Annotated in this window: 18 protein-coding genes; 5 read left to right on the top strand and 13 right to left on the bottom strand. The window is 32.3% G+C overall.

Annotation, left to right across the window (positions count from 1 at the left end; genetic code table 11):
- Positions 1-283 precede the first annotated feature (283 nt).
- The 12 genes from AWE51_RS20970 to AWE51_RS20915 all read right to left on the bottom strand — a co-directional run bounded on the left by AWE51_RS20970 (position 284) and on the right by AWE51_RS20915 (position 17,377).
- Complete coding sequence (locus AWE51_RS20970; RefSeq protein ID WP_066317771.1) at positions 284-841, bottom strand: hypothetical protein; 558 nt, start codon at positions 839-841, stop codon at positions 284-286.
- Between the two features lie 410 nt (positions 842-1,251).
- Entirely contained in the window at positions 1,252-1,716 is a 465-nt protein-coding gene (locus AWE51_RS20965) for a hypothetical protein (RefSeq protein WP_066317768.1), read from the bottom strand.
- Between the two features lie 3 nt (positions 1,717-1,719).
- Positions 1,720-5,400, bottom strand: a complete 3,681-nt coding sequence (locus AWE51_RS20960) for a DUF6443 domain-containing protein (protein WP_066317766.1) — start codon at positions 5,398-5,400, stop codon at positions 1,720-1,722.
- Positions 5,401-5,408: 8 nt separating this feature from the next.
- Positions 5,409-8,609 carry an RHS repeat domain-containing protein gene (locus tag AWE51_RS20955; protein WP_066317763.1) on the bottom strand — a complete coding sequence of 1,067 codons (3,201 nt, stop codon included), beginning with the start codon at positions 8,607-8,609 and terminating at the stop codon, positions 5,409-5,411.
- Between the two features lie 22 nt (positions 8,610-8,631).
- Positions 8,632-9,924, bottom strand: a complete 1,293-nt coding sequence (locus AWE51_RS20950) for a tail fiber protein (RefSeq protein ID WP_066317761.1) — start codon at positions 9,922-9,924, stop codon at positions 8,632-8,634.
- Positions 9,925-9,934: 10 nt separating this feature from the next.
- Positions 9,935-10,888 carry a tail fiber protein gene (locus tag AWE51_RS20945; protein ID WP_066317759.1) on the bottom strand — a complete coding sequence of 318 codons (954 nt, stop codon included), beginning with the start codon at positions 10,886-10,888 and terminating at the stop codon, positions 9,935-9,937.
- A gap of 209 nt (positions 10,889-11,097) precedes the next feature.
- Positions 11,098-11,616 (bottom strand): hypothetical protein, encoded by a 519-nt coding sequence (locus AWE51_RS20940; RefSeq protein ID WP_066317757.1) that lies wholly within the window; start codon positions 11,614-11,616, stop codon positions 11,098-11,100.
- Positions 11,600-12,811, bottom strand: a complete 1,212-nt coding sequence (locus AWE51_RS20935; RefSeq protein ID WP_066317755.1) for a hypothetical protein — start codon at positions 12,809-12,811, stop codon at positions 11,600-11,602. The genes AWE51_RS20940 and AWE51_RS20935 overlap by 17 nt, the downstream gene beginning before the upstream one ends.
- Complete coding sequence (locus AWE51_RS20930; protein WP_066317753.1) at positions 12,811-15,042, bottom strand: type II secretion system protein GspD; 2,232 nt, start codon at positions 15,040-15,042, stop codon at positions 12,811-12,813. Before AWE51_RS20930 ends, AWE51_RS20935 begins: the two co-directional genes overlap by 1 nt.
- Positions 15,043-15,073: 31 nt before the next feature.
- Complete coding sequence (locus tag AWE51_RS20925; protein ID WP_066317752.1) at positions 15,074-16,486, bottom strand: GspE/PulE family protein; 1,413 nt, start codon at positions 16,484-16,486, stop codon at positions 15,074-15,076.
- Positions 16,486-16,968 carry a hypothetical protein gene (locus AWE51_RS20920; RefSeq protein ID WP_066317749.1) on the bottom strand — a complete coding sequence of 161 codons (483 nt, stop codon included), beginning with the start codon at positions 16,966-16,968 and terminating at the stop codon, positions 16,486-16,488. The genes AWE51_RS20925 and AWE51_RS20920 overlap by 1 nt, the downstream gene beginning before the upstream one ends.
- A gap of 1 nt (position 16,969) precedes the next feature.
- Positions 16,970-17,377 carry a prepilin-type N-terminal cleavage/methylation domain-containing protein gene (locus AWE51_RS20915; RefSeq protein WP_066317747.1) on the bottom strand — a complete coding sequence of 136 codons (408 nt, stop codon included), beginning with the start codon at positions 17,375-17,377 and terminating at the stop codon, positions 16,970-16,972.
- A gap of 325 nt (positions 17,378-17,702) precedes the next feature.
- On the opposite strand from AWE51_RS20915, the gene AWE51_RS20910 reads away from it, so the two are divergent.
- From AWE51_RS20910 to AWE51_RS20895, 4 genes are all read left to right on the top strand, one after another.
- Positions 17,703-18,287, top strand: a complete 585-nt coding sequence (locus AWE51_RS20910) for a HupE/UreJ family protein (protein ID WP_066317745.1) — start codon at positions 17,703-17,705, stop codon at positions 18,285-18,287.
- An 86-nt stretch (positions 18,288-18,373) separates the two neighbouring features.
- Entirely contained in the window at positions 18,374-18,805 is a 432-nt protein-coding gene (locus tag AWE51_RS20905; RefSeq protein ID WP_066317744.1) for a deoxycytidylate deaminase, read from the top strand.
- Positions 18,806-20,389 (top strand): S41 family peptidase, encoded by a 1,584-nt coding sequence (locus tag AWE51_RS20900; protein WP_066317742.1) that lies wholly within the window; start codon positions 18,806-18,808, stop codon positions 20,387-20,389.
- A 43-nt stretch (positions 20,390-20,432) separates the two neighbouring features.
- Positions 20,433-20,738 (top strand): hypothetical protein, encoded by a 306-nt coding sequence (locus tag AWE51_RS20895; protein WP_066317735.1) that lies wholly within the window; start codon positions 20,433-20,435, stop codon positions 20,736-20,738.
- Between the two features lie 241 nt (positions 20,739-20,979).
- Here the strand turns inward: AWE51_RS20895 and AWE51_RS20890 are convergent, their stop codons facing one another.
- Positions 20,980-21,552: a MarC family protein gene (locus tag AWE51_RS20890; protein ID WP_066317732.1), complete on the bottom strand. Its 573-nt coding sequence runs from the start codon at positions 21,550-21,552 to the stop codon at positions 20,980-20,982.
- 113 nt (positions 21,553-21,665) lie between these two features.
- Between AWE51_RS20890 and AWE51_RS20885 the strand changes: the two genes are divergently transcribed.
- Positions 21,666-22,235 carry a DUF3109 family protein gene (locus tag AWE51_RS20885; protein WP_066317730.1) on the top strand — a complete coding sequence of 190 codons (570 nt, stop codon included), beginning with the start codon at positions 21,666-21,668 and terminating at the stop codon, positions 22,233-22,235.
- Positions 22,236-22,549 lie beyond the last annotated feature (314 nt).

Genomic DNA, 22,549 nt, shown 5'->3' with positions numbered 1-22,549 from the left:
ATGGTATTTTTACTAATATCAATACCAATTACATTTTTAAAATTCATAACTTTAATTTTAGGATAATAATTGAGTTACTTTAACTAAGACCTTTAATAAGGACAAACTAAAATTCTATATGGTTCTAAGTAACTTGAAAAAAGGACGGAGACTAATACGCGGACTGGATCTTATAAATCTAGCGATCGGGAAAGTTCACTCCGTTCTTTTTAAATTTAATCATAAAATTATCTTGATACGAATCTAAAGGCTATCAGGTTTTACTATGTTTTCTTAGCTTATTCTATGGTTCAAAAAAAGCTAACTCTTTTATTTTCTTAATATCCTTTGATGATAGATAATTATAAAAACCACATTTAGAGTTAGCGAAAGAAAAGTCTAAAATCAAGATTTTCCCAACACTATATTGAGGACTATCTTTTTCAAAAAAATTATATAGGTTATTGATAGTCTGATTTTTTAACACTTTCTTTTGAGTTTTTATTTCATCATCCTCTGCAAAATACTTTACAATTTCTAGTTCACCATTTGAGTACTCTCCTATAGAAAATGTCAATGATTCCATTACTTCTCCTACTACTTCTAGTTTTAAAAATAAAAAACGGGTGTATTTTTTATTTTCGTTTAAATCTATATATCGACTTAATAATGTTTCAAAATATTTAGTTTCTTCTATTTTTTTTGAATCAATATTGTAATAAGTCTCTAAAATATCTAAGCAATTGTTATTACTTTTTGCTTTATCTATTAAATCGTTATCTATTTTAAACTTATCAGTATTTGTATTGCAACTAATTAAAAAACAAAAAATTGCAAGTGTTAACATTCTAAAACTTCCCATGGCGTTTAAACTTTTTTGATGGAACTAATCTCCTTTTAGGTAAACCTCTTTCAATACGTACAGGGTTCTCTACATTTTTTCTGACATTAGCTTCTCTTTGAGGTATTGAAATAAAAAGATTTGGGTCTTGGTTTTCAAACCCGAGATCTTCATATGGTTCTATATATTGAGAATTTATATCTATGGTAGGCTCTGTTCCATTTGCTATATCTCTAGCGTGACCTAATTCGTGGGCAAGACCTACTCCGATATCGCGGATTTACAATCCGTGTTTTCTATTCTAAAATATGTTTAAAACTATGATTTTTTAATATTATTTCTAAAATACTAATATAAAAGCCGCAACGATAAAAAGTTACGACTTTACTTACTTATACTGGCACGAAAAACATTTCCGCGCTATCGGTTTTTTATTTAAAATTCAAATCGATATTAAAATCTTTGAGTTTAGCATTAAATTCTTCAAGTTCTAATGGACCTATAATTTTAGACTTAACAATGCTTTCACAATCAACATCATAACAATCTATTTCTTCAAGGTTTATATTCTTGTCTATTATCCAATATTCCTCTTTGTTGTTTTCAGAATACTTAATAGTCTTTGCAATTATCCAATTCTCGTCAAATTCTGCTACGTCAACATATTGACCTTTTTTTTCTTCATAAGATAAAGGGATAATATAAGAACCTCCTGTACAACATTTTCGTTCAGTCTCTTTTTTTGAACACAAGACTATAATTCTATCTTCTAGATGGTCCCCTTCCAATAAAACTAGATTTTTTCCAAGTTCGTTTGCACCAAAAGATCCACAAAGATTACACGATGATAGAAAAATAGATGCTAGTAAAGTGATAAATATAGTTTTTACTTTCATTTTTTAATTCTTTATATATTTTTTTGCTCCGGGTGCATTTGGAAAGTTTGGTGTATAGGTTCGATTTAATGTTCCTGTTCCATAATAATATGCTCTAAAACCATGGGATGAATTTAAGCCTGTTCTTGCTCTTTCTCCATTAATAAAGGCATTTCGCATTTTTCCGCCACCTCCATTCCAGTCATAATCAGTAGCTCTTCCAGATGGCAGATTATAATCATTTACAATTGATACAGAACGGCTATCTCTATCATTTAATACCATATTTACCCTACCAAGAGCATAAACTGTTGCCCGTATCTTAGAACTACCAACCGCTGCCATTGTATTATCAACACTAAACAAATTTTGAGGTGTAGACTCATTTATTTTTGGAAAATCCCCAATATTAAGGTCTCCAAAATTTAATTTTGAAGCATCTATATACAACATATTATCAGGCGTAGGGTTGTCTAATGCTCCAGGATTTGCCTTTGCCCAATCAACACCTTCTGATACAGTTACAAAACCATCATAATCTGGTCTGTCTTTTAATCCCTCATAGTGGTTTTGTAATTTTGAGCCTGCTTCAGTACTACTTAAGCCTTCAACTCCTTTACTTTTAGTTAAAGCTTCATCGTGAGACATTCCTTGTGTAAAATTCTTTTTATCCATTACAATAGCTTTTCCCTGTAAACCTTGGTCGTCAGTGCCTAAGAAATTACCACCTGTATCATAAATTGGCGAGAAAGCTGCACGCCCGTCTGGATCTATAAAACTGACAGGATTGTTCATCATTGAATTATATGGCGACCAACTTGAAAATTCTTCACTTAATGGGTCTGGTGATATCCAACGTCCAATAGCTGCATCATAATTTCTTGCCCCAAAGTCATACCAATCAAGTCCTAACTCTTGTTGATGTTCTTTCCCTTGGTATTTATACAGATGTTCCCTACCAACAATAGTATTATTGTATCCTTTATGTTTTAATCCAAATGGATAATAGTTACTTTCTTCAATAATATCTAAATTACCAGTATCAGTTTTGGTATAGCTTAAACGCGTATTCCCTAAATGATCTTTATAATTATAAACATATTGATATGTGTTTCCTTCTGCAGTCGCATATCCTTCAGGTTGATTCAAGAATTCAAGAATTCCATTCTTATAGACGTAGTCACCGGCATAATCTGTAGATATATTAGTACTACCTTTAACAAACACTTTTCTTAGTTTAATTCCTGTAGCATCGTAAATATAAGAAATACTTCCTGTACCTTCACTATTACTTATAGAAACTGTTTTGGGTAAGTTTAAATGGTTATAAGTTATGTTTGAGATTCCTTTGTTTTTATCTTCGGTCATATTACCATTTAAATCATACACATAATCTATTTCTGTTGTGTTTCCATCTACAAATCCTCCATAGGGTGGTGCAGTATCAGTTACTGATTTTAACTTGTTACTATCTTGATAATAGTTATAATGTAGATTATCTATATCGACAGAAGAATTACTGCCATGAATTTCTGAACCTCTTCTGTACAAATATCCAATATTCCCCATTTTATCATAGGTCACGGATTTTAGACTATATGCCTGCCCTGGCATATTAGTAATCCCAGAAGTAATCCTATTTAAAGCATCATAAGTATACGCATAATTTCTGTTTACATTATCATTTGCGGTTTGCCAAGAAGTTTTAGCAATATTCCCGTTATATAAAGGGTTGGTGCCACTATTGTAATCTATAGCAAAGCCAAATAAATCTCCATTGGCTGTGATACCTTGGTTAATACTCTTTAACCATCCACGCACATTATACGTATAATCTATAGTTTGCAATCCACCACCGACTTCTTTAGACGATAATTGTCCAATTTCATCATAGGTGTTAGCAACTATAGTTTCTGGTGTTTGTGAGTTGATTTGTTGTGTTTGAGTTAGCAATCTGGCTACGTGATCATATGTAAAACGATCTATGGTTACAATGGTTGGATTACTACCTTTGGTATGACTGGTTTTGGTTTGTAGCACTTTACCGGCAAAATCCAATTTACTTTCTATTATATCAGTAGTATTTAAGAAGTCATTTTTACTAGCTGCATAGACTGGTCTAGCTTTTTTGTCATATCCAGTAATGGTTGTGATCCAATTATTAGTGGTTAACACTTTAACACGGCTACCTGTACTCAGACTTCTAGTTTGTAGGGTATTGGCATCATTATAATTTACAATATCTACCCCATAACTTTTTGATGGTAAAGTAAGTGTTGCTTTGTTAAAATAGTAATTGTCATAATAATTCACTGTTAGTACCTCAAGATTGGTATTAGGGAAATCATCATTACTATAATACGTATTGTCATACCCGGAACCTGTAGATACTTTGACTTCATAGTTTTGCAGTATAGTTTTATTGGTAAAATGATCTAACTGCATGTCGGCTCTATTTTTGTTATTTGTATAAACCCCCGTATAAATGACTCTACCTAATACATCATATTTGGTAAATAGCCACTCTTTAGGGTTTTTGGTAGCTTGATTTGCATCTTGAGTAAGTACAGGACGATCTAGATTGTCATATACAATAGATTCGATTCCTTTACCTGGTATTTTCTTTTCGATCAATCGGTTTCTATAGTCGTATTTGTATTGGTAGCATAACTCAGATAGTTCTGTAGCACTTACACCATTTGTAGCACTTAAGGTTACTTTTGGAGGGATCACATAGGTGAGATTGCCAAAATCATCATACACATAATAGGTGTCATGTGCGATGTTATTGTTATAACCCCTTTTTAATACAACACGATCTAGTTTATCTTTATACTCTTTGGTAGTATGATCATTAGGATGTGTTTGTCCAGGTTGCCAATTTTCGTCTTTAGTAACCGTTACATAAAGTTCTCCAGCAGGATAGTATCCATTTTTGGATAAGCTAGGTATTTCAGTAGAGCTCGTAAAGTTTACATCAAAATAAAACACTTCTGTAGCTGTATTCGTAGCCCAATCAAATTTAATGGTATGATCAGTATCACTATTAAGATTGGCTTTCCAATCTTTACCAGGAGCTCCTTGTTCTTTTATTCTGTTTAGAGGAGAGGGTTCAAAAACACTTTGGGTATATGCATTTACATTTACCAGTGTACTCCCTGCAAAATCACTAGCATACTTATTTTGATAATAACTATTAATATTTGTATTGATATTAACGGTATTATAACTTCCTATAGCCCCAGTTTGTCGTTCAAAAGGAAGGTACTGTTTATCCTGTCTGCCATAAGCATCATAGTTGATATGGGTTACTATATCCTTTTTATCAGGAGATGCTTTAACTTCAATTTGTTGTTTTGGTCGACCTAATCCATCAAAATAAGAAACACTCTCGATTACATCACTATTATTACTAATAGCTTCAGAAGTCTTTTTTGCTTCTTGATAAACCCTAGTAAATACATAATTTTCATTTGTATTTAGGCTAGGAGAGGAATAAGCATTGGGGGTAAGGATAGCAGAAAAGTTACTTCCTGCTTTGATCCAGGTATTGGGTTTTAAGGTGATACTTTGTGTAGCAGTAAGTGTTTCTGAACCTGTGATTGTATAGTCTCCTTGTTTTACAATGTTAGCTGGAGTTTGAGCCTGTGCAATACTACCTACAAAAAGTAAGGCAACCGCGATATATTTAGCTATTTTTCTCATGGTTTTGATTAGTTTTTGTAGTTATACTTATTTTCTGATACGAGATTACCATCGGCATCTTTTACAAATTCCAAACGGTTAAAAGTATCATAATGATAATACATCGTATATCCCCTTGGATCTGTCATACTTGTAACACCGATCAAAGGGTCATAGGTATAGGTAGTAACGAGTGCATTAGGTAATGCTATTCTCAAGGCTTGAAGATGTTGTCGTAAGACTCCTTCTTTACCAGTATTCCCTATTGTTCTATCATTGTCTGCGTTAGACTTGGCTTTTAGATTAGTAACAAATGATGATATTTGGGTATACGTGGCGTTTTCTATCTTGGCAATTGGATAGATGCTTTGATACCCCCAAATTAGGGTAGTAGGTGTATCGTTTTTTTTGCGATATTGTGTTATGTTTCCATACTGATCACGTTTATCAATAGTTGATAATTCTTGTAGAGCTGAATTTCCTTTTGATTGAAATATGTTTTTAGGTAAAGTAACATTATTTCCAAAATTGTGATAACCAATTAGATTTGTATTCGTCACAGTATTGTTAAACTTTGTTTCTTCTTTAATTGGTTCAGAAAGCCTATTAGAACCAACCAGATTAGACATATAGGGTTGGTTGTTTATTGTAGAGTCAAAGGAATAAAATGTATTGGTTTTTAATTCATTTCCATTATCAATTACCTTATACTGTTTTAGAAATGGATAAGTAGTATCATACTCGAAATATTCTTCTGTTACTTTGTTTCCTTCCACAAAATATTCGGTTGTTATTTTCTTTGATTGTAAATTTCTTTCAATATTTAGTTTTGATGAGTGATAGTAATGCCAAGTTCCAAAATCCAAACTTTGATCGTTTCTACCATAATTATCCAAAACGTCTCTATAATTTAGGTTTATAGTATTGAAAATTTTTCTATCATACTCATAATTAATTTGCTTTACAATGTTGTCGGACTCATCTCGATATTCTAAAAATAACGGACGTCCACGTAAAATATCATTATCAATATAACTTGAGGAAGGGTAAGCGCTATTATTTCTTAAAAAATCTAGAGCAGCTCGATCATTAGATCCTACATAGTTTGGATTACCAGTATTACTAGTAACATAAGTTTCTGGTATATTAGGTGTTGTTTGTGGTGAGATAAACTTGTGCCTCATGTAACCGTTACCTACTTCTTTTTCTATAACTTCAGAGTATCCTACAAAACTTCCATCCGTTAATTCTAACGCTGTACGCGATTTATCAAAAACAGCAAAAGATACATTATTGCTAGTCCTTGATGGATCCCACATAAAGGGATACCCAAAAACAGGTAAATTATTAATGTAACCCGTTGATTTTCCGTTTGAGTCTTTATACTCATATTCTAAAACTTTTACATTTTGATTCTCATCGACTAGTTTCTGACGTTTAATTCTAGTTCCTCCGGCAGCATATTGATTTCCTAGGAAGTTAAAATCATGCATCTCATATTCAAATTCGCTTTTACCTCCGGTAGCATACTCGACAGATTTCAATGTTCCCGATAGAGAATAATCATTTGGTTGTAAACTAAAATCACCTGTAATGGTTAAAGCACTTTCACCTTCTAATGGGAACGGAAGTACAGAATTTGCTCCTTTATTTTTATGATAATAAAGCGTAGGCTGTTTTCTTTGGGCACTTGTATTAGGTGGTGTTATAACACCGTTGTTATTATAATATCCTAAGAAATCTTGTTGTAAAGCTTTAACTTTTGGTAAAGGATTAGTATAGTAATAATCTAATGTATATAAATCAATAGACGTATTATCGCTTCCTATTTGTCGAATACGTTCTAACTTTAATCGTTTACATTCTGGTTGAGAACAATTTTCTTTTGCAATAAAATAAGTATAATCAAATGCAAATCTTTTAATGATCTTGTTATTAAAATCTCTTACTACAATTTCTGTTAATGCCTTTTCATCATATGTATCTTGTCTTATATTGGTATATAAAAATTCTACTTTGCCATTATCAAAACTGATTTCATTTAAACGATGTGCTTTTTTATATTTTACATAACTCAATGATGATCTGAATACGTTTTCATCAATTTGATTATTATTATCATTGAAAGAGTTAATCAAAGGGAGATGACCAAAAACCTGAACAGAAACCCAATCATCAGGGTTAACATGATTGGTTAAAGCATCTTCAATCATTGAGCGCTCATATTGTACTGTACCTTTTTGATAGGCTTCATAATTAAAATTAACCGTTTTATTACTTTTCGGGTCAAACATACTTGATAAATGATGTGCGGTAACACTAGTAGTAATTCGTCCCCCTTTTATAGGGCTGTATCTAGCTTGTCTTGCCAATGATTCTCTTAAGTCCTTTTTGTCAAAAATATATTTAATACCATTTGTATTTACTAATTCAAAAGTATCATACCCGTAATAATTAAATTTGTTTGTAAAATTCGAAGTAGGAGAGTACCCACCAAAATCAGTTATTTCTATTTCATTGAGTTGAAAACCCAAATTACTACTATCTACTTCTCCATAGGTAATTGTATTACTATTAATAATACCTGAACCATCTACAGGAAGAATAGTATATGAGTTGTTATTCTTTTCTAGAATAAATCTTGAAGATAAGCCAGGTGCATTTGCAATAAAAATATCAGGGGATGCATCTTCTTCGGCTTCTAACTTGTAACCTGGATATAGCTCAGGTATTAAGTTACCTTGCAATATTTCATCATAGTCTCTTAAATACCCTTTCTTAGTAACATATTGATACGTGATTGATCCAAAATCAAAGTCTTTTTCACTTATTTTACCTCTTCTAAAAGTTTGGTCAGGAATATCTTTAATAATATTAGCTATACTTCCAGAAGCATTAAGATTCCAACCCAATCCAACATTAGAGGCGATATCATCTACTTTAATACCTCCAGAGTTATACGTTAGATTTATTGGAATAGTAATATTTCCTGATTTGATTTCATACAGCGGTAAGCTGATTTGAACTTTACCTGTATATAAGTTTACTGGTAATGAATTGTATTTATGAAATGCCATTACATCTGGTGTAGCGACAAGTTCATCTCCCGGTATAATATTATTAAAAGCATTATTCCCATTTGACTGACTGAAACTTAATGTAACATAAAATAACATGCTAAAACATATAGTAAAAACAATTTTTGGGTCCAAATATTCTGTTTTTTTCATAATTGTTAAGGTGTCTTTTATTTTATTTTTTAACTAACAAAGCTTCTAGTTTTGCTAGTCGATCTTCTAGTACTTTATTAGTTTCTTTTTGTTGTTGTAATTGTTGTTCTTGATCAATAGTATAGAGGGTAAGTTCTTCGATTTTTTCTAGGAGTTTCATATTCATGATTCCTAATTCTACTCCGTTCTTTTCCATTTCTTTTGCAGAAGGAATGTTAGGTAAATGCCCATTGTCTTTGATGTGTTGTTGTACTTCTGCTATAGATAGAAGGTTATACTCTTTTTTGAATACATAATCCGGTGCAGGAACGCTTAAATCTATTTTTACTTCTTCGGCATGTATTTTTCCTTTTACCGTGAGTTTTGAATCTGGGGCGGTAGTTCCGATTCCTAAATTACCGTTATTAGCCAAACGCATAAATTCGGTAAGTTGATGTTGCCCATCAGAATCGTGATTATTATGATTTCTGTATAACCATCTAAATCCGTAGTTTGATCCTTCAAAGACACCTTTAGAAGTATATTTGTTAGTACCTTTGTAATGATCTTTGGTATCTTCATTATTTCTAGAGGCATTAAAACCTATGTATCCAGCCCATTTGTTTGAACTACCTCCCCAATTAGTTTGGTATGTCCAATCGGCAGTTAATACACCAGAAGTACCAAATCTGGCTTGACCTTCTGTATGAAATTTTGCCAAAGGATTAGCAGTTCCAATACCAATATTACCTTTATGATCTATCGACATAGCTGTTTTAGAGCCAGTAGCATAGGAATCTGTTGTAGAAAAATACATCTTTGTACCGTAGTTACCATCACTTCTAACATAGATACCTGCTTGAGCATTTTTATTAGATGTATCAGAAGCGCCAAATGTTATAGCATTTCCAAAATGATTGCTGGTATTGTTAGGGTCTAAATGTATTGTACCTGTTGATAATCCTTGAGTTATTTCGTCCCAATTACTAGACCTTCCAGAAATTTGGAGTTTTGCTTTAGGATTATTAGTTCCAATACCAAAGTTTCCATCTGGTAAAATACTTATGAGGTTCCCTTGTTCATTTATAAAATTAAACCCTCGAACGGTAGAGTTGTTTTTAAAGTTTATTCCATCATCATTTATTCCGATATTTAAGGAGTATCCACTAGTATTAGTGCCCGTTAAAAATTTAATTCCTTGACCTCCTTTTTTTAACTCAAGAGTAGAAGATGGAGTCATTGTTCCAACACCAACATTACCCGAAGAAGGGAAAGTGTTTTGGGCACTTACATGAATTGAAATTGATACAAATAATATAAAAAGTGATTTTTTCATGACAGTTTTCTTATTTACTCTTTAATAAAAGGGTTAATTTTTCCTCTAAATCTTTGATGCGTTCTTCTTGACTATGTAATTGTTTTTCTTGATTAATGGTGTAGAGGGTAAGCTCTTCTATTTTTTCTAAGAGTTTCATATTCATGATTCCTAATTCTACTCCATTTTTTCCCATTTCTTTTGCAGAAGGAATATTAGGTAAATGCCCATTGTCTTTGATGTGTTGTTGTACTTCTTCAATAGTTAGAAGATGGTACTCTTTTTTGAATACATAATCAGGAGCAGGAATACTTAGATCAACTTTTACTTCTTTGGTATGGATATTACCGTTTACTGTGAGTTTGGCGTCAGGGGTGGTAGTTCCTATACCAACATTACCATATCGGGTAATTCTCATACTTTCGTATATAGGACCTGGCCCATCTGTTCCTCTAGTAAAAAATGCTAACCCTACATAATCTAAGTCAGTATGTTCTCTGGTAGCTGCTATAGCAGCTCTTCGCCTTTCTCCGGTCTTCCATGTAATTCCTCCGAAGAAACCACCATTTCCGGGGTCATTCGAAATCAATGAAATATGATCCTGGTCTTCCGCAGTCATATTAGTATTGAAGGCAGTTGAATTAAAGATTTCTAATTTTTGTTTGGGGTTAGTAGTGCCAACACCGATATTACCATTTTCATTAATGAAAAAAGCACTAACCTTACTCGGACCAACTCTAAAATTAGCACCTTTATAAACATTAAATTTCATACCATCCCAAACACCTTCACTATCTATATTTAAATAATTGTTGTAGATCGTGTGATTCCAGTCTGTCCACGAATGAGAAAAACCTAACCTTCCTCTATTAGCGGATATAATTCCGTTGGATTTTACTTGGAGATTGCCATTTATTTGTTCGTCTTGAGCATTAACAAGGGGTAGGCAGCCCACTAGAGCTAATAAAAGAAATAGATTTTTCATATAATATGTTTTGTTATATACTTTATGTTAGAAGTGTGTAAAATGTTACCTTGAATCGTAAATGTTTTAACGAAGCTATTGTGAAGAATCACTTTTTTAGTAATTAAATTATTGTTGTATGCATTCCGAGGGAGGTAGGAATATAAGGGTGGAAATGTATAAAAATTGGGAAGTTATTATGATTTAAACTTTAGATTGTTATTAATGTATTAATTGAGTCGTTGCAATAGAATATTACACTGTAAATAGGTTTTTCTTGTTCTAAAGTTTTTCTTCTTTTCAAAATTCACTTGTACCACATTTCCGAAGCTATATTTTTGTTCAAGAGCATAAACAACATTAATCAATGATTTGTAATCTCCTTGTAGTGTGAAATTATAGGTTGTGGTCATTTTTTGAGATGTCTCATCCCTAAAAATATGAGGTTCTTCAAAAGCAATAATCGAAAATCCAGAATCGGTAGATAGTGAATTAAGAGTTTTAAGAATGTTATTCTGTAAAGAACTGCCTTCTACATTGTTTTTTTGTAAAATCTCATCTAACTGTTTTTCTTTATTGGCAAGTGCTGCTAATTGAGCGGGAGCAGATTGATACGCTTGTTTTTGACTTTCAAGTTTACTTACTTCTTCGCTCACAGAAAATGTTTTGGCAAAACCAAAGTGGTACGCAAAAAATAATACCAGTAATAATCCGGCAATTAGAAGAATATTTTTATTTCGCTGTGTCATGAATCAGATTAATCATTATTTCAAAACTTGATGTATTTTTTTTATCAATACCATATTTAATGATGGTTACTGTATCTACAAAATCTAAACTTTCTATGGTGTTTATCCATGTGGTAAAGTCCGCTTTGTCGATCGAATTACCGGCAACCGAAATCATATTTTTAGTAATGGCAATAGGTTTATCGCTGCGTATAGTTTTGGATATAGGTTGATAAACAAACGAGTTTAGTATAACCGTTGTGGGTTGTGATTTAATAATTTGATCGATATACAACGAACTTTTAGAGAACCCTGTATTTAATATGCTTTTTACAATAGCTTCTTTGGTATCAACCGATTCTTGTTGATTTTTGATACTTTCGTTTTGTGTAGTATAGACCTGAATTTCACCTTGTAACTCTTGCCACTTTTTGTATTTAGTATTAAAAACAAAAAAGTTGATTAACAAACTGATCAATAAAAATCCAATTCCAAATTGCAAGGTTTTTTTAAAAAATTGTGATTCTTTATATTCATTTGCTATGCTTTGATTTTTTATTTCAATAGAACCAGTAGTGTTGATCTGATGCAAAAAATAATTTAAGGCTATCGCTAACGGAAGGGTATAGGTGTAATCTAATGTAAGTCCCTCTATAGTGTATATCCTTTCTGTAGTATTTCCCTTAGGGAGCATGGCTGAAATTTCGCCATTGTAGACTTTAATTATTGCCGAATTGCTTGAAATTTCATCACTATCGATATGCGAGGATAATGCTGCCATTTTTAAATTACCCAAGGATATTTCGGTGATTTCTATTTTGGCTTTTTGGTATTGTTGTATAATACTATCGATATGTTGTTTTCTGCAAACAGCTACAAATGATTTTGTACTGGTCTTTAGGATTTGATAATAAAAATCATCAAGGTTTAAGTTAGGAAAAGCTTCTGATAAAATCTCATTATCTGTTCCAACACTCGATAATTCTTTGGTTAGAATTTGAGTATCTGTTATTGCCAAACTCGCTTTGCCTAAATTTTTTATAGTACTAGATAATTGATCTATACTAGTTACAATAAAACGGTTAACGATATCGAGTTCGCCTTTTTTAAGTGCTAATTCTAGACCGAGAATATGGTAATTGCCATCTCTCTGAGAATGTTCTATGGCAAGAAGGTTTTTTCTAACAGGATTATATGATGCAATTTTTTGTAACATTAGTAAAACACAGTGGGTTTTATGATTACGTTTAATCTTCTTTTAGAATCTTCTCGGGTTCTTTTACTAAATAACCACTTAATAATAGGGATACGAGCAAGTAAAGGTACTCCAGATCCAGAATCATTTTTAACTTTTTGTTCGATACCTCCTAGAATTGCCACGTCATTGGCTTGCATGCGCATGATAGACGAAAAGCGTCTGCTGTTAATGTCCGGCGGTGCATTTTCTGCGATTCGTTCACCACTAAAATTAGATTGTATCACTTGTATGTCTAATGTAATTTGTCCATCTCCAGATACAAAAGGTTTGAATTCTAACGCTAATTCTGCATCTATAGGTTGGTAGTTTACAATTTCTGAAGTTTGTGGATTTTGCGACCCAAAAATATTTTGACTAGTTACCGCATAATATGTAGTTTGGCCACTAGATAAATAGGCTTTATGACCATTAAGTGTACTTAGTTTTGGGGTAGATAATATTTTGACATTACCATTGGTTTCCATTGCTTTAATATCGAGATAGAAATTAGGAACTACATTGCCTAAATTTAGTGATCCAAAACCGTCAAATCCACCGATAATACGATTTATGGTCTGTGCACCTAAAGTTATATTTCCGTTAGGAAAAGCAATTCCTTGATCTGTTCTGGGTTCTTCGCCTAAACCAAATTCTATTCCTGTTTCAACAGTAGCAGTACGATTAACCTCCAGAATCATTACTTCTATTAAGATTAACGGAACAGGTTTGTCAATGTACTTTACGAATTTTTTAAACTTTTCGACTCTTGCTCCAGATCCACTTACTACAAAACTGTTTAGTTCTGTATCAATTTTAATATCTAAACCTTCTGTAATAGAAGCAGGAAATATGTCAGAAATAGAGCCCGCTTCTGTGTTTTGTGAAGAAGAGGAAGTATTTCTTGAAAAACCTGTATTTACTCTATTTCTAGAGGAGTTATTGTTTTGGTTTAACCCGTTGTTTCCTTGGTTTCCAAAGAAACTAGTTCCACCAGTAACAAAGTTATTGCTATTGTTGCCAAAACTATTTCCGTAGGATGTAGATGGATTGGCATCACCAAGCATTGCAATAGAACGATGCATCATCTGGACTAAATCAATTTTTTTAACAGATAATTGATTCTCAGTTCCGAAATAGTATACATTACCTTCTTTTTTGAAGGTGAAATTTGTTGCATTACTAGTGTTATTGTTAGAAGAAACGTTGTTTTGAAAACCTCGTTGTTGATTATTGTTGTTCGTATTAGTATTGTTTGATTGCGAACTAGTACTAGTTGTATTGCTGCCCGAACCACTTTCAAAAATCTTAACTAAAAGGTCGTCAAAACTGATTGCATCTGCTTTTACAGTAACTGTGCCTGCATTTTCTAAAGGAGAAGCAGTGAAAACATTTAGATTTAAATCTTCGGTAATATTGTATACTACATCGGCAATTGGTGTGTTTTTAAGATCAACAGATAATACTCTATTGATGGTGTCAACAACTTGGTAGTGAAAGTTATTTCTAGTTCTTCTAGGCCTACCAGTTCCATTTTGACCATTATTTGGTATGGACTCGAATTCATAAAACCCATCTCGTGTTTTATTAAAATCTAAATTGTTGGATTCTGCTAATTTTTGCAGAGCCACATCTACGGGGGCATCACTTAAATAGAGCGTAATTGTCTTTGTGTTTAATTCTGGTGCGTACAGTAAGTTTTTACCTGAAATTTCAGTTATTTTTCTGAAAACTTTGGGTAACGGATCGTTATTAAAATCAGTTGATAAGGTCTCTAAAGAGACATCGTATGTCGCTATAATCTCTTTTTCGGCCGGAGTTACAGTAGGTGGGGTGTGCTTTTTTATAGATAATATATTGCCTGTAAAATCGATATCTAATTGGTATTCTTTGGCTAGAAATACCAATAAATCCTGGACATTTACCTCGTTAAATCCATTAATAACAGTAATGCTGTTTAATTCTTCAGCAATATTTATGTTGATTTTATGGACTTGAGAAATAGCTCTTAAAAAATTAAGCAGACTTGTATTCGAGATGTTAATATTTACTTTTTCAGATAAACCAGGGATGTCAACACTTAATAACTGTAATTTGTTTTGAATGGTAGTTATTCTGGTGTTATTTTGGGTCTGACTTTGAAAATCTTCCTGCGCAAAAGAGAAGACTCCAAAACCTAAAATGAAATATATGAGAATTATATGTTTTTTCATGTGATATGCTAATTTTCTAAAATCAAATGGATCAATTACTTCCTAATAATGCATACACCTCTTCGGCAGAGGTGTGCCCTTCTATAACAAGACGGATTGCATTAGTTTTTAAGGTGTTAATATTGTTTTCTATTAGGTAATCATCAATTTGTAATTCGTTATGTCGTATTGTTTTTTCTAGTTCTTTAGTAATGGGTAGTATTTCATAAATGGCTTTTCTGCCTAAATACCCAGTTTGATAGCATTGATTGCAGCCCACTGCTACAAAGTGTTTTTGTAAAGTTTCAGGAATCTCAAATCCTATAGGAAAATCTTTTGTTTCCACATTTTTTTCTTTTTTGCAATGCGGGCATAATTTTCTTACCAAACGTTGTGCTATACTCATGGTTAGAGTGCTGGCCAAAAGAAATGAAGGAACATTCATGTCAATCAATCTTGAAATTGTTGCCCAAGCAGAGTTAGTATGTATCGTTGATAGTACTAAATGTCCAGTCAAAGCTGCTTTTATAGCCATATTAGCGGTTTTGTCATCTCTGATTTCACCAACCATGATAACATCTGGATCCTGGCGTAAAAATGCTCTAAGTGCTGCAGGAAAATCAAAGTCGATATCCTCACGCAATTGTACTTGATTAACACCTTCTAAAGTATATTCTATAGGGTCCTCAATCGTAAGTATGTTAGAAACTTCTTTGTTTAACTCTTTAAGAGTGGCGTATAAAGTAGTGGTCTTACCAGAACCTGTAGGACCAGATATTAAGATAATTCCTTGAGGGTTTTTTACAGCCTCTCTGTACAATGCTAATTCGGCTTTAGTAAAACCGAGATCGTCTAACTGTACTTGTTGCGTATCTCTATTAAGTAATCTTAATACTATCTTTTCTCCATAAAGAGTTGGCATTGTAGATACTCGAATGTCAAATTCCTGAGACCCTGCTTTAAAGGTAATACGGCCATCTTGAGCTAATCTTTTTTGAGAGATATCTAAACCCGATTGTATTTTAATTTGATTGACTAGTTGTGGGAATTCTTTTTTAGCAATGGTATATTGCTCTTTTAGTTTTCCATCTAAGCGAAATCGAACCCTGCAGAATTTTTCATAGGGCTCCATATGAATATCACTACTGCCAAAATCTTTTGCCGTGGCAATTAATTTTTGAAGAAAATTATCTTCGTAGTGTAATTTTTCTTGAGTAGCATTAGCCTTGCGGTAATTTAAGGTTAAATAAGACTGTAGATTATCTTGAGTTTCAGGAATTAAAACAATTTTCTGATTTAGAATGATTGAAAGTTCTTGTTGTAAGCTCTCTATATGTTCTGAATCTGTTTTAAAATGAATAGTCTCACCATCATGACTAATAGGAACGGCTCTATAATGAAAAGCCTGGTTTGAGGTGATCAGTTGTTTTAGAGTAACAGGTATTTTAAAGGTATCGTTACTCATCAAATCAGGTATAAATTAATAGAATTAGTTGTCCAATTTCCTATGAAAATAAACAATAAAAAAGCCGACATATATCCAGCGAGTGGTATTGTTTTATGTAATGCCTTATTTTTTAAAACTAACCAAGTTACTAATGAAAAAATAAGAGCAGATACAAATAGGATAATAAAAGAAATCGTAGGAAAAGCTAATGCAATAGCTAGAAAAAACAACCCATCACCTAATCCGAAAACTTCTTTAAAAAATGGACGTTTTATCTTTAAAACAGTATATAAATATAGTATAGCTAGTATTGCTAAAACCAAAGTAATATTAATTGCAATAGCTGTTAAGAATTGTATTTGTTGCGTGTTTGAGTAATGTAAATATCCAAGTAAAAGCATAAGAGTAGGAAATAGAAACCAATAAACAGTTCTACTCTTGATATCCTGATAAGTAATATATCCCAGATTAAATATAATAAGTCCTTTTAAAACTAGCATATTAGTCTTTTACAATTTGTTTTGGGCTACCTTTTTCGTCAATTTCCCATACATTAAAGACCCCATCACCATCAAAATCTACAACTGCGGTTGCTCTAGCTTTAAAATTAGAAACAGATGCCTCGATAATTTCATAACTATAATTTGCAGTGCCACCATTTTTAACTGTAGCAGGGGCTTCATAATTAATTTCTGTAAAATCAATAGAATACTTAGAATTCAAATACCTGTACTGAGTCTCCATATTACTTATGGTTTTCAACTGTATTTTGGCCTCCTGTGCTTTGGTCTGTGCAATTAAGGGTAAAAAATTTGGTAGCGCAATCAATAGTAATATTCCTATAATTGCTAGTACCAATAACATTTCCTGAAGATTAAAAGCTTTGAGCCTATATATCTTAGCATTCATAACTAGTGTTTTAATAAATTTTTTGGAGGAAGCGGTTGACAAAAGTATACTTTTTTGATTTACTATTAGTTACAATTGGCAGACAAATGTTACCCTAAATATGGCTGATTTTTTAAGAGTATTAGTATTTATAGTGTTTTACAAGGTTTATAAAAAGATAACTTCAGAAACGATAATCATCAAGTAGACCAAAAAATAAAGGTATTAATGGTTTTCTTTATGGATAATTTATAAAAATAGACAGATCATACGAGTTTTATAGTTTCTTTAAACTTTTGATACGTGTTTTTATTTGTACATTAGCCTAACCTCAAAATTTTAGAATATGTCAGAGTTTTGGCTTTATGTCAAATTAGGTTTTAGTCATGTATTAGATTGGAATGCATACGACCACATTTTATTTTTAATTGTGCTTACTGTAGGTTATACCTTCGATCAGTGGAAAAAGGTTTTGATACTCGTTACGATCTTTACCTTAGGGCACACCATCTCTTTAATACTTGGAACATACAATGTTGTATCTGTAAATTCACGATTAGTAGAGTTTTTGATTCCTGTTACAATACTAGTAACCGCGATATTTAATGTGCTGTCTTCTAAGGGAGGTTCCAGAAATGGAAAAATGGGAATTCTATATGCAACAACATTGTTTTTTGGTCTTATACACGGTTTAGGTTTTTCAAGTTATTTTAAGGCAATAAGCAGTAATGTGAGCTCAAAGATTTTACCTTTAATCGAGTTTGCATTAGGGGTTGAATTGTCTCAAATAGTTGTGGTTTTTATAGTGATTTTTATAAGTTTTATCATGCAAACATTTTTTAGATTTTCTAAACGAGATTGGATTTTAGTTATCTCATCTGTTGTAATAGGAATGGTGATCCCAATGCTTATTGCAAATAAAATTTGGTAATTAAGTGAGCTTTAGAGTTGTATTTGCCACATGGTAATAATATATTCGTATTTTGATTGTTATGAGAATACAAGTCATTCTATTTTATGCCTAAAAAGAAACAACTTAAGTACGATAAGGCCTATCTAAGGATAGCAGCCGAATGGGGGAAATTATCACATTGTGAACGAAAAAAAGTTGGAGCGGTTATTGTTAAAGATAGAATGATTATTTCGGATGGCTTTAACGGGACCCCAACGGGTTTTGAAAACCCATGCGAAGACGAAGAAGGATATACAAAGTGGTACGTGTTACATGCAGAAGCTAATGCTATCTCTAAAGTAGCTTCATCTACGCAGTCATGCAAAGGAGCAACATTATACATCACGTTATCACCATGTAAGGAGTGTAGTAAATTGATTCATCAAGCCGGAATAAAACGGATAGTGTATCAAACAGGATATAAAGATGACTCTGGATTAGCATTTCTTGCTAAAGCTGGAGTAGAAATAGAACAGATTACGGATTTAGAACAGTAAATGGGATATTCGAAAAAATACTTGCCTTTATTTTTAGGATTGGCGGTTGGAGCAGGAGTGTTTTTGGGTAGTAAATTAGATTTTAATAACCCTTCAGCAAAACTATTTTCTTCAAATGCCAAAAAGGAAAAACTTAACCGTCTTATCGATTATATAGATTATGAATATGTAGATGATATTAATACCGATAGTATTGTAGAAGTAACAGTAAATAGGATTTTAGAAAACTTAGATCCTCATTCGGTATACATTCCGCCAGAAGAACTAGAAGGCATTACAGAAAGTATGCAAGGTGATTTTATTGGGATTGGCGTTACATACTATTCCTTTAGAGACTCTATTTCTGTTATTAATACGATCAAAGGTGGTCCAAGCGAACGATCTGGTATAAAGGCTGGGGACAGAATATTAATGGCAGATAATGATACTTTGTATGGCGAAAGTCTAGAAAGAGAAGGGTTGGCTAATAAATTAAAAGGAGAACTTAATAGTCAAGTTCAGCTTAAAGTCTATCGTAAAGGAGAAGGTGTTTTTGATGTTGTAGTAAAACGAGGCAGAGTGCCTTTGCAAAGTGTAGATGCAGCGTATTTATTAGAAGATAAGCTAGGATATATAAAGATTAATCGATTTGCAGAGACAACATATAAAGAATTTAAAATAGCGTTAGATTCTCTAAAAGATAAGGGAGCTAATAGCATGATTGTAGATTTAAGAGATAATGGCGGTGGCTTTATCGCACCAGCATTAAGAATGGCAGATGAATTCTTAGAGGATGATGTGCTCATTATGTTTACCAAAAATAAGAAAGGGGCAATAGACAATAATTTTGCTACCAGTGATGGAGATTTTGAGGAAGGTAAAGTCTATGTGCTTCTTAATGAAAACTCAGCTTCTGCTAGTGAAATTTTTGCAGGAGCAATTCAAGATAATGACAGAGGTCTTATAGTAGGTAGACGATCCTATGGTAAAGGATTAGTGCAAAGAGAAATGGCATTAGGAGATGGTAGTGCCGTGAGATTAACAATTTCTAGATATTATACGCCAACAGGGCGATCTATACAAAAACCATATGAAAATGGTAATAAAGAGTATTTTAATGAATATTTAGAGCGATATAAGAACGGAGAGTTGCAAAGTGCGGATAGTATTCAAGTAGCAGATTCTTTAAAATTTAAAACACCTGGCGGAAAAACAGTTTACGGAGGTGGAGGTATAATTCCTGATCTTTTTGTAAGTAAAGATACAACAAGAGTTGGTGAGACACTTAATTATCTGCTTCGTACTGGGCGAATGGGACGTTATGTGTTTGAAGAATTAGATAAAAAAAGAGTATTTTATAACAGCGTATCTCAAGAAGAATTTGATGAAAAAATCACTATAGATGATGAATTTGCAGAAGGCTTTTTAGCGTATGCAAAAAGAATAGGGATTGATATTAGATTAAGTAATTATCAAGAACAACTTAAGAAATACTTAAAAGCCACAATGGCACAGCAGCTATTTGGTACAGATGTGTTTGAGAAAATTTTAAATGAAGACGATGCAATGATTAATAAAGTATTATCAATATATAAAGAAGAGTAATAACCGGCCAATTATAAGGCTAAATAGGTGTAAGCCCCATAGTATGAAAGAATTTATTGAGTATTTGACTGCCATAGCAATTTGCTCGCCACTTTTTTTCTTCATTATAGCAGTTGCCTTTAGACTACTAGATAATAGTGCAGCTATTTTTCTGAAACATGATATTTTGGTAGATACCTCATATGTGTCTGCTGATATTATAAGAGAACATATAAACTCGGGAGATGTAAAGCTCAGGAAATCATTAAAAAGAGCTTTAATTTTCAGAAAACTTCATAATTTATTTATGATTCTTATGGTGATATCTATTCCACCAGTAATTATCGCATGTTTCTTTGTTTTCAAATAAACATAGAACTTTTAAATAGTTATTAGCGCTTTGTGTTTTTTTGTTGAATGCGCCTAGACATTAATAAAATAAGCAATAATATAATAACACATGCAGAAGCCAAAATACCAATAAGAGCTGTTTTACTATCACCGATAAGTAAATTGTCAATTTCTAAATGTGTAGCATTGTAAATTAATAAAACTGTCGCAATTGTAATTAATGCGTAAATAAAATATTTCAAAATGTTTGATTTAAAGATTTAAAATAATCCTTTAATATTAGTCGCAAATAATTTAACGGCTATCGCCAACAAAATTACTCCAAATATCTTTCTTACCACATTAATTCCTTGTTTTCCTAAGACTTTTTCTATTCTTCCAGAAGCTTTTAATACTACATATACAAAGATAATATTGATGATAATTGCGATTACAATATTAATGGGTTGATATTCTGCTCTCAGGGATAAGATTGAAGTCATAGTACCTGCACCGGCAATTAAAGGAAAAGCTAATGGCACTACAGCTGCAGTTTCTGGAGCATCGTCTTTGTATAATTGGATACCTAAGATCATTTCTATGGCAAGGAAAAAAATGATAAAAGAACCAGCAACAGCAAAAGAATTAACGTCTATTCCTATTAGGCTTAAGATTTCTTTACCTACAAATAAGAAAAGAATCATAATAATGGCAGCAACGATAGATGCTTTTTCACTTTGAATATGTCCTGCTTTTTTACGTAGATCAATAATAATAGGAATACTTCCTACAATATCTATAACGGCAAATAAGATCATACTTGCTGTTAATATTTCTTTAAGGTCGAAGTTCATGTAGCGATGGTTTCAGTTTTTTTGTAAATGTAAATAACCTTTATTTAATAAAGGTATTATAAAAAGGTGAATAAATTGTAAAAATTCTCTGGTATAAGAATTATCTTAGCGGCATGTTTCAATTAGGGAAAACTATTATTTCTGAAGATATTATCGAGAAAGATTTTGTCTGTAATCTCTCTGCGTGCAAGGGCGCATGTTGTATTGATGGTGAAGCTGGAGCTCCGCTAGAAGTATCTGAAACCCAAAAGCTAGAAGAGATATATCCTGTAATTAAATCGTATTTGCGAGAAGAAGGTATTGCAGCTATAGAAGAACAAGGAACCTTTGTGAAGACAGAAAATGGAGAGCTTGAAACTCCTTTAATTAATGGAGCTGATTGTGCATATGTTATTTTTGATGAAAAAGGTATAGCATCATGTGCGATTGAAGAAGCATATAACCAAGGAGATGTAGATTGGAAAAAACCCGTTTCCTGTCATTTATATCCAATACGCGTGCAAGAATATACCGAGTTTTCAGCAGTAAATTATCACAAATGGGAAATATGTGATGATGCGTGTACTTTAGGGAAAGAATTACAGGTGCCCGTGTATAAATTTGTTAAAGACGCTTTGATCCGAAAATTCGGAGAGAATTGGTATTTAGAACTTGAAAAAGTTGCCGAAAATCTAAAAAAATAACTTCACTTTTTAGATTTCCTAGCTTAATTAAAATTTATTTTTAATGTTTTTTTAGTGAAAAACAACAGTTTTAACGTTACGGTTTTGCCGTAAATTGACTTGTTTTGAGGTTTTGTTTTTTTTGTTAAAAAAACACGGTTAGCAGCCGAGAAATAAGAGTTTTTTGAAACAAAACATGGCATAATTGTATTTTTTAAAATAGATATAAATATCTGATTAACAGTGTTTTATAAATGTATTGTTAAGCCTATGTTTTTTTATGGTATTCACTTCGTGTTGAAAACTTTGTTGAAAACGTTTGTTAACTTTTGGTA

This window comes from Aquimarina aggregata (assembly GCF_001632745.1).
GTDB classification, from domain to species: Bacteria; Bacteroidota; Bacteroidia; order Flavobacteriales; family Flavobacteriaceae; genus Aquimarina; species Aquimarina aggregata.
This window is presented reverse-complemented; position numbering and strand designations above follow the sequence as displayed.

What these genes read in the sequence shown, in the direction of transcription:
- AWE51_RS20970 (WP_066317771.1), bottom strand. Translation starts at nt 841, where the DNA reads ATGGGAAGTTTTAGAATGTTAACACTTGCAATTTTTTGTTTTTTAATT.
- AWE51_RS20965 (WP_066317768.1), bottom strand. Translation starts at nt 1,716, where the DNA reads ATGAAAGTAAAAACTATATTTATCACTTTACTAGCATCTATTTTTCTA.
- AWE51_RS20960 (WP_066317766.1), bottom strand. Translation starts at nt 5,400, where the DNA reads ATGAGAAAAATAGCTAAATATATCGCGGTTGCCTTACTTTTTGTAGGT.
- AWE51_RS20955 (WP_066317763.1), bottom strand. Translation starts at nt 8,609, where the DNA reads ATGAAAAAAACAGAATATTTGGACCCAAAAATTGTTTTTACTATATGT.
- AWE51_RS20950 (WP_066317761.1), bottom strand. Translation starts at nt 9,924, where the DNA reads ATGAAAAAATCACTTTTTATATTATTTGTATCAATTTCAATTCATGTA.
- AWE51_RS20945 (WP_066317759.1), bottom strand. Translation starts at nt 10,888, where the DNA reads ATGAAAAATCTATTTCTTTTATTAGCTCTAGTGGGCTGCCTACCCCTT.
- AWE51_RS20940 (WP_066317757.1), bottom strand. Translation starts at nt 11,616, where the DNA reads ATGACACAGCGAAATAAAAATATTCTTCTAATTGCCGGATTATTACTG.
- AWE51_RS20935 (WP_066317755.1), bottom strand. Translation starts at nt 12,811, where the DNA reads ATGTTACAAAAAATTGCATCATATAATCCTGTTAGAAAAAACCTTCTT.
- AWE51_RS20930 (WP_066317753.1), bottom strand. Translation starts at nt 15,042, where the DNA reads ATGAAAAAACATATAATTCTCATATATTTCATTTTAGGTTTTGGAGTC.
- AWE51_RS20925 (WP_066317752.1), bottom strand. Translation starts at nt 16,486, where the DNA reads ATGAGTAACGATACCTTTAAAATACCTGTTACTCTAAAACAACTGATC.
- AWE51_RS20920 (WP_066317749.1), bottom strand. Translation starts at nt 16,968, where the DNA reads ATGCTAGTTTTAAAAGGACTTATTATATTTAATCTGGGATATATTACT.
- AWE51_RS20915 (WP_066317747.1), bottom strand. Translation starts at nt 17,377, where the DNA reads ATGAATGCTAAGATATATAGGCTCAAAGCTTTTAATCTTCAGGAAATG.
- AWE51_RS20910 (WP_066317745.1), top strand. Translation starts at nt 17,703, where the DNA reads ATGTCAGAGTTTTGGCTTTATGTCAAATTAGGTTTTAGTCATGTATTA.
- AWE51_RS20905 (WP_066317744.1), top strand. Translation starts at nt 18,374, where the DNA reads ATGCCTAAAAAGAAACAACTTAAGTACGATAAGGCCTATCTAAGGATA.
- AWE51_RS20900 (WP_066317742.1), top strand. Translation starts at nt 18,806, where the DNA reads ATGGGATATTCGAAAAAATACTTGCCTTTATTTTTAGGATTGGCGGTT.
- AWE51_RS20895 (WP_066317735.1), top strand. Translation starts at nt 20,433, where the DNA reads ATGAAAGAATTTATTGAGTATTTGACTGCCATAGCAATTTGCTCGCCA.
- AWE51_RS20890 (WP_066317732.1), bottom strand. Translation starts at nt 21,552, where the DNA reads ATGAACTTCGACCTTAAAGAAATATTAACAGCAAGTATGATCTTATTT.
- AWE51_RS20885 (WP_066317730.1), top strand. Translation starts at nt 21,666, where the DNA reads ATGTTTCAATTAGGGAAAACTATTATTTCTGAAGATATTATCGAGAAA.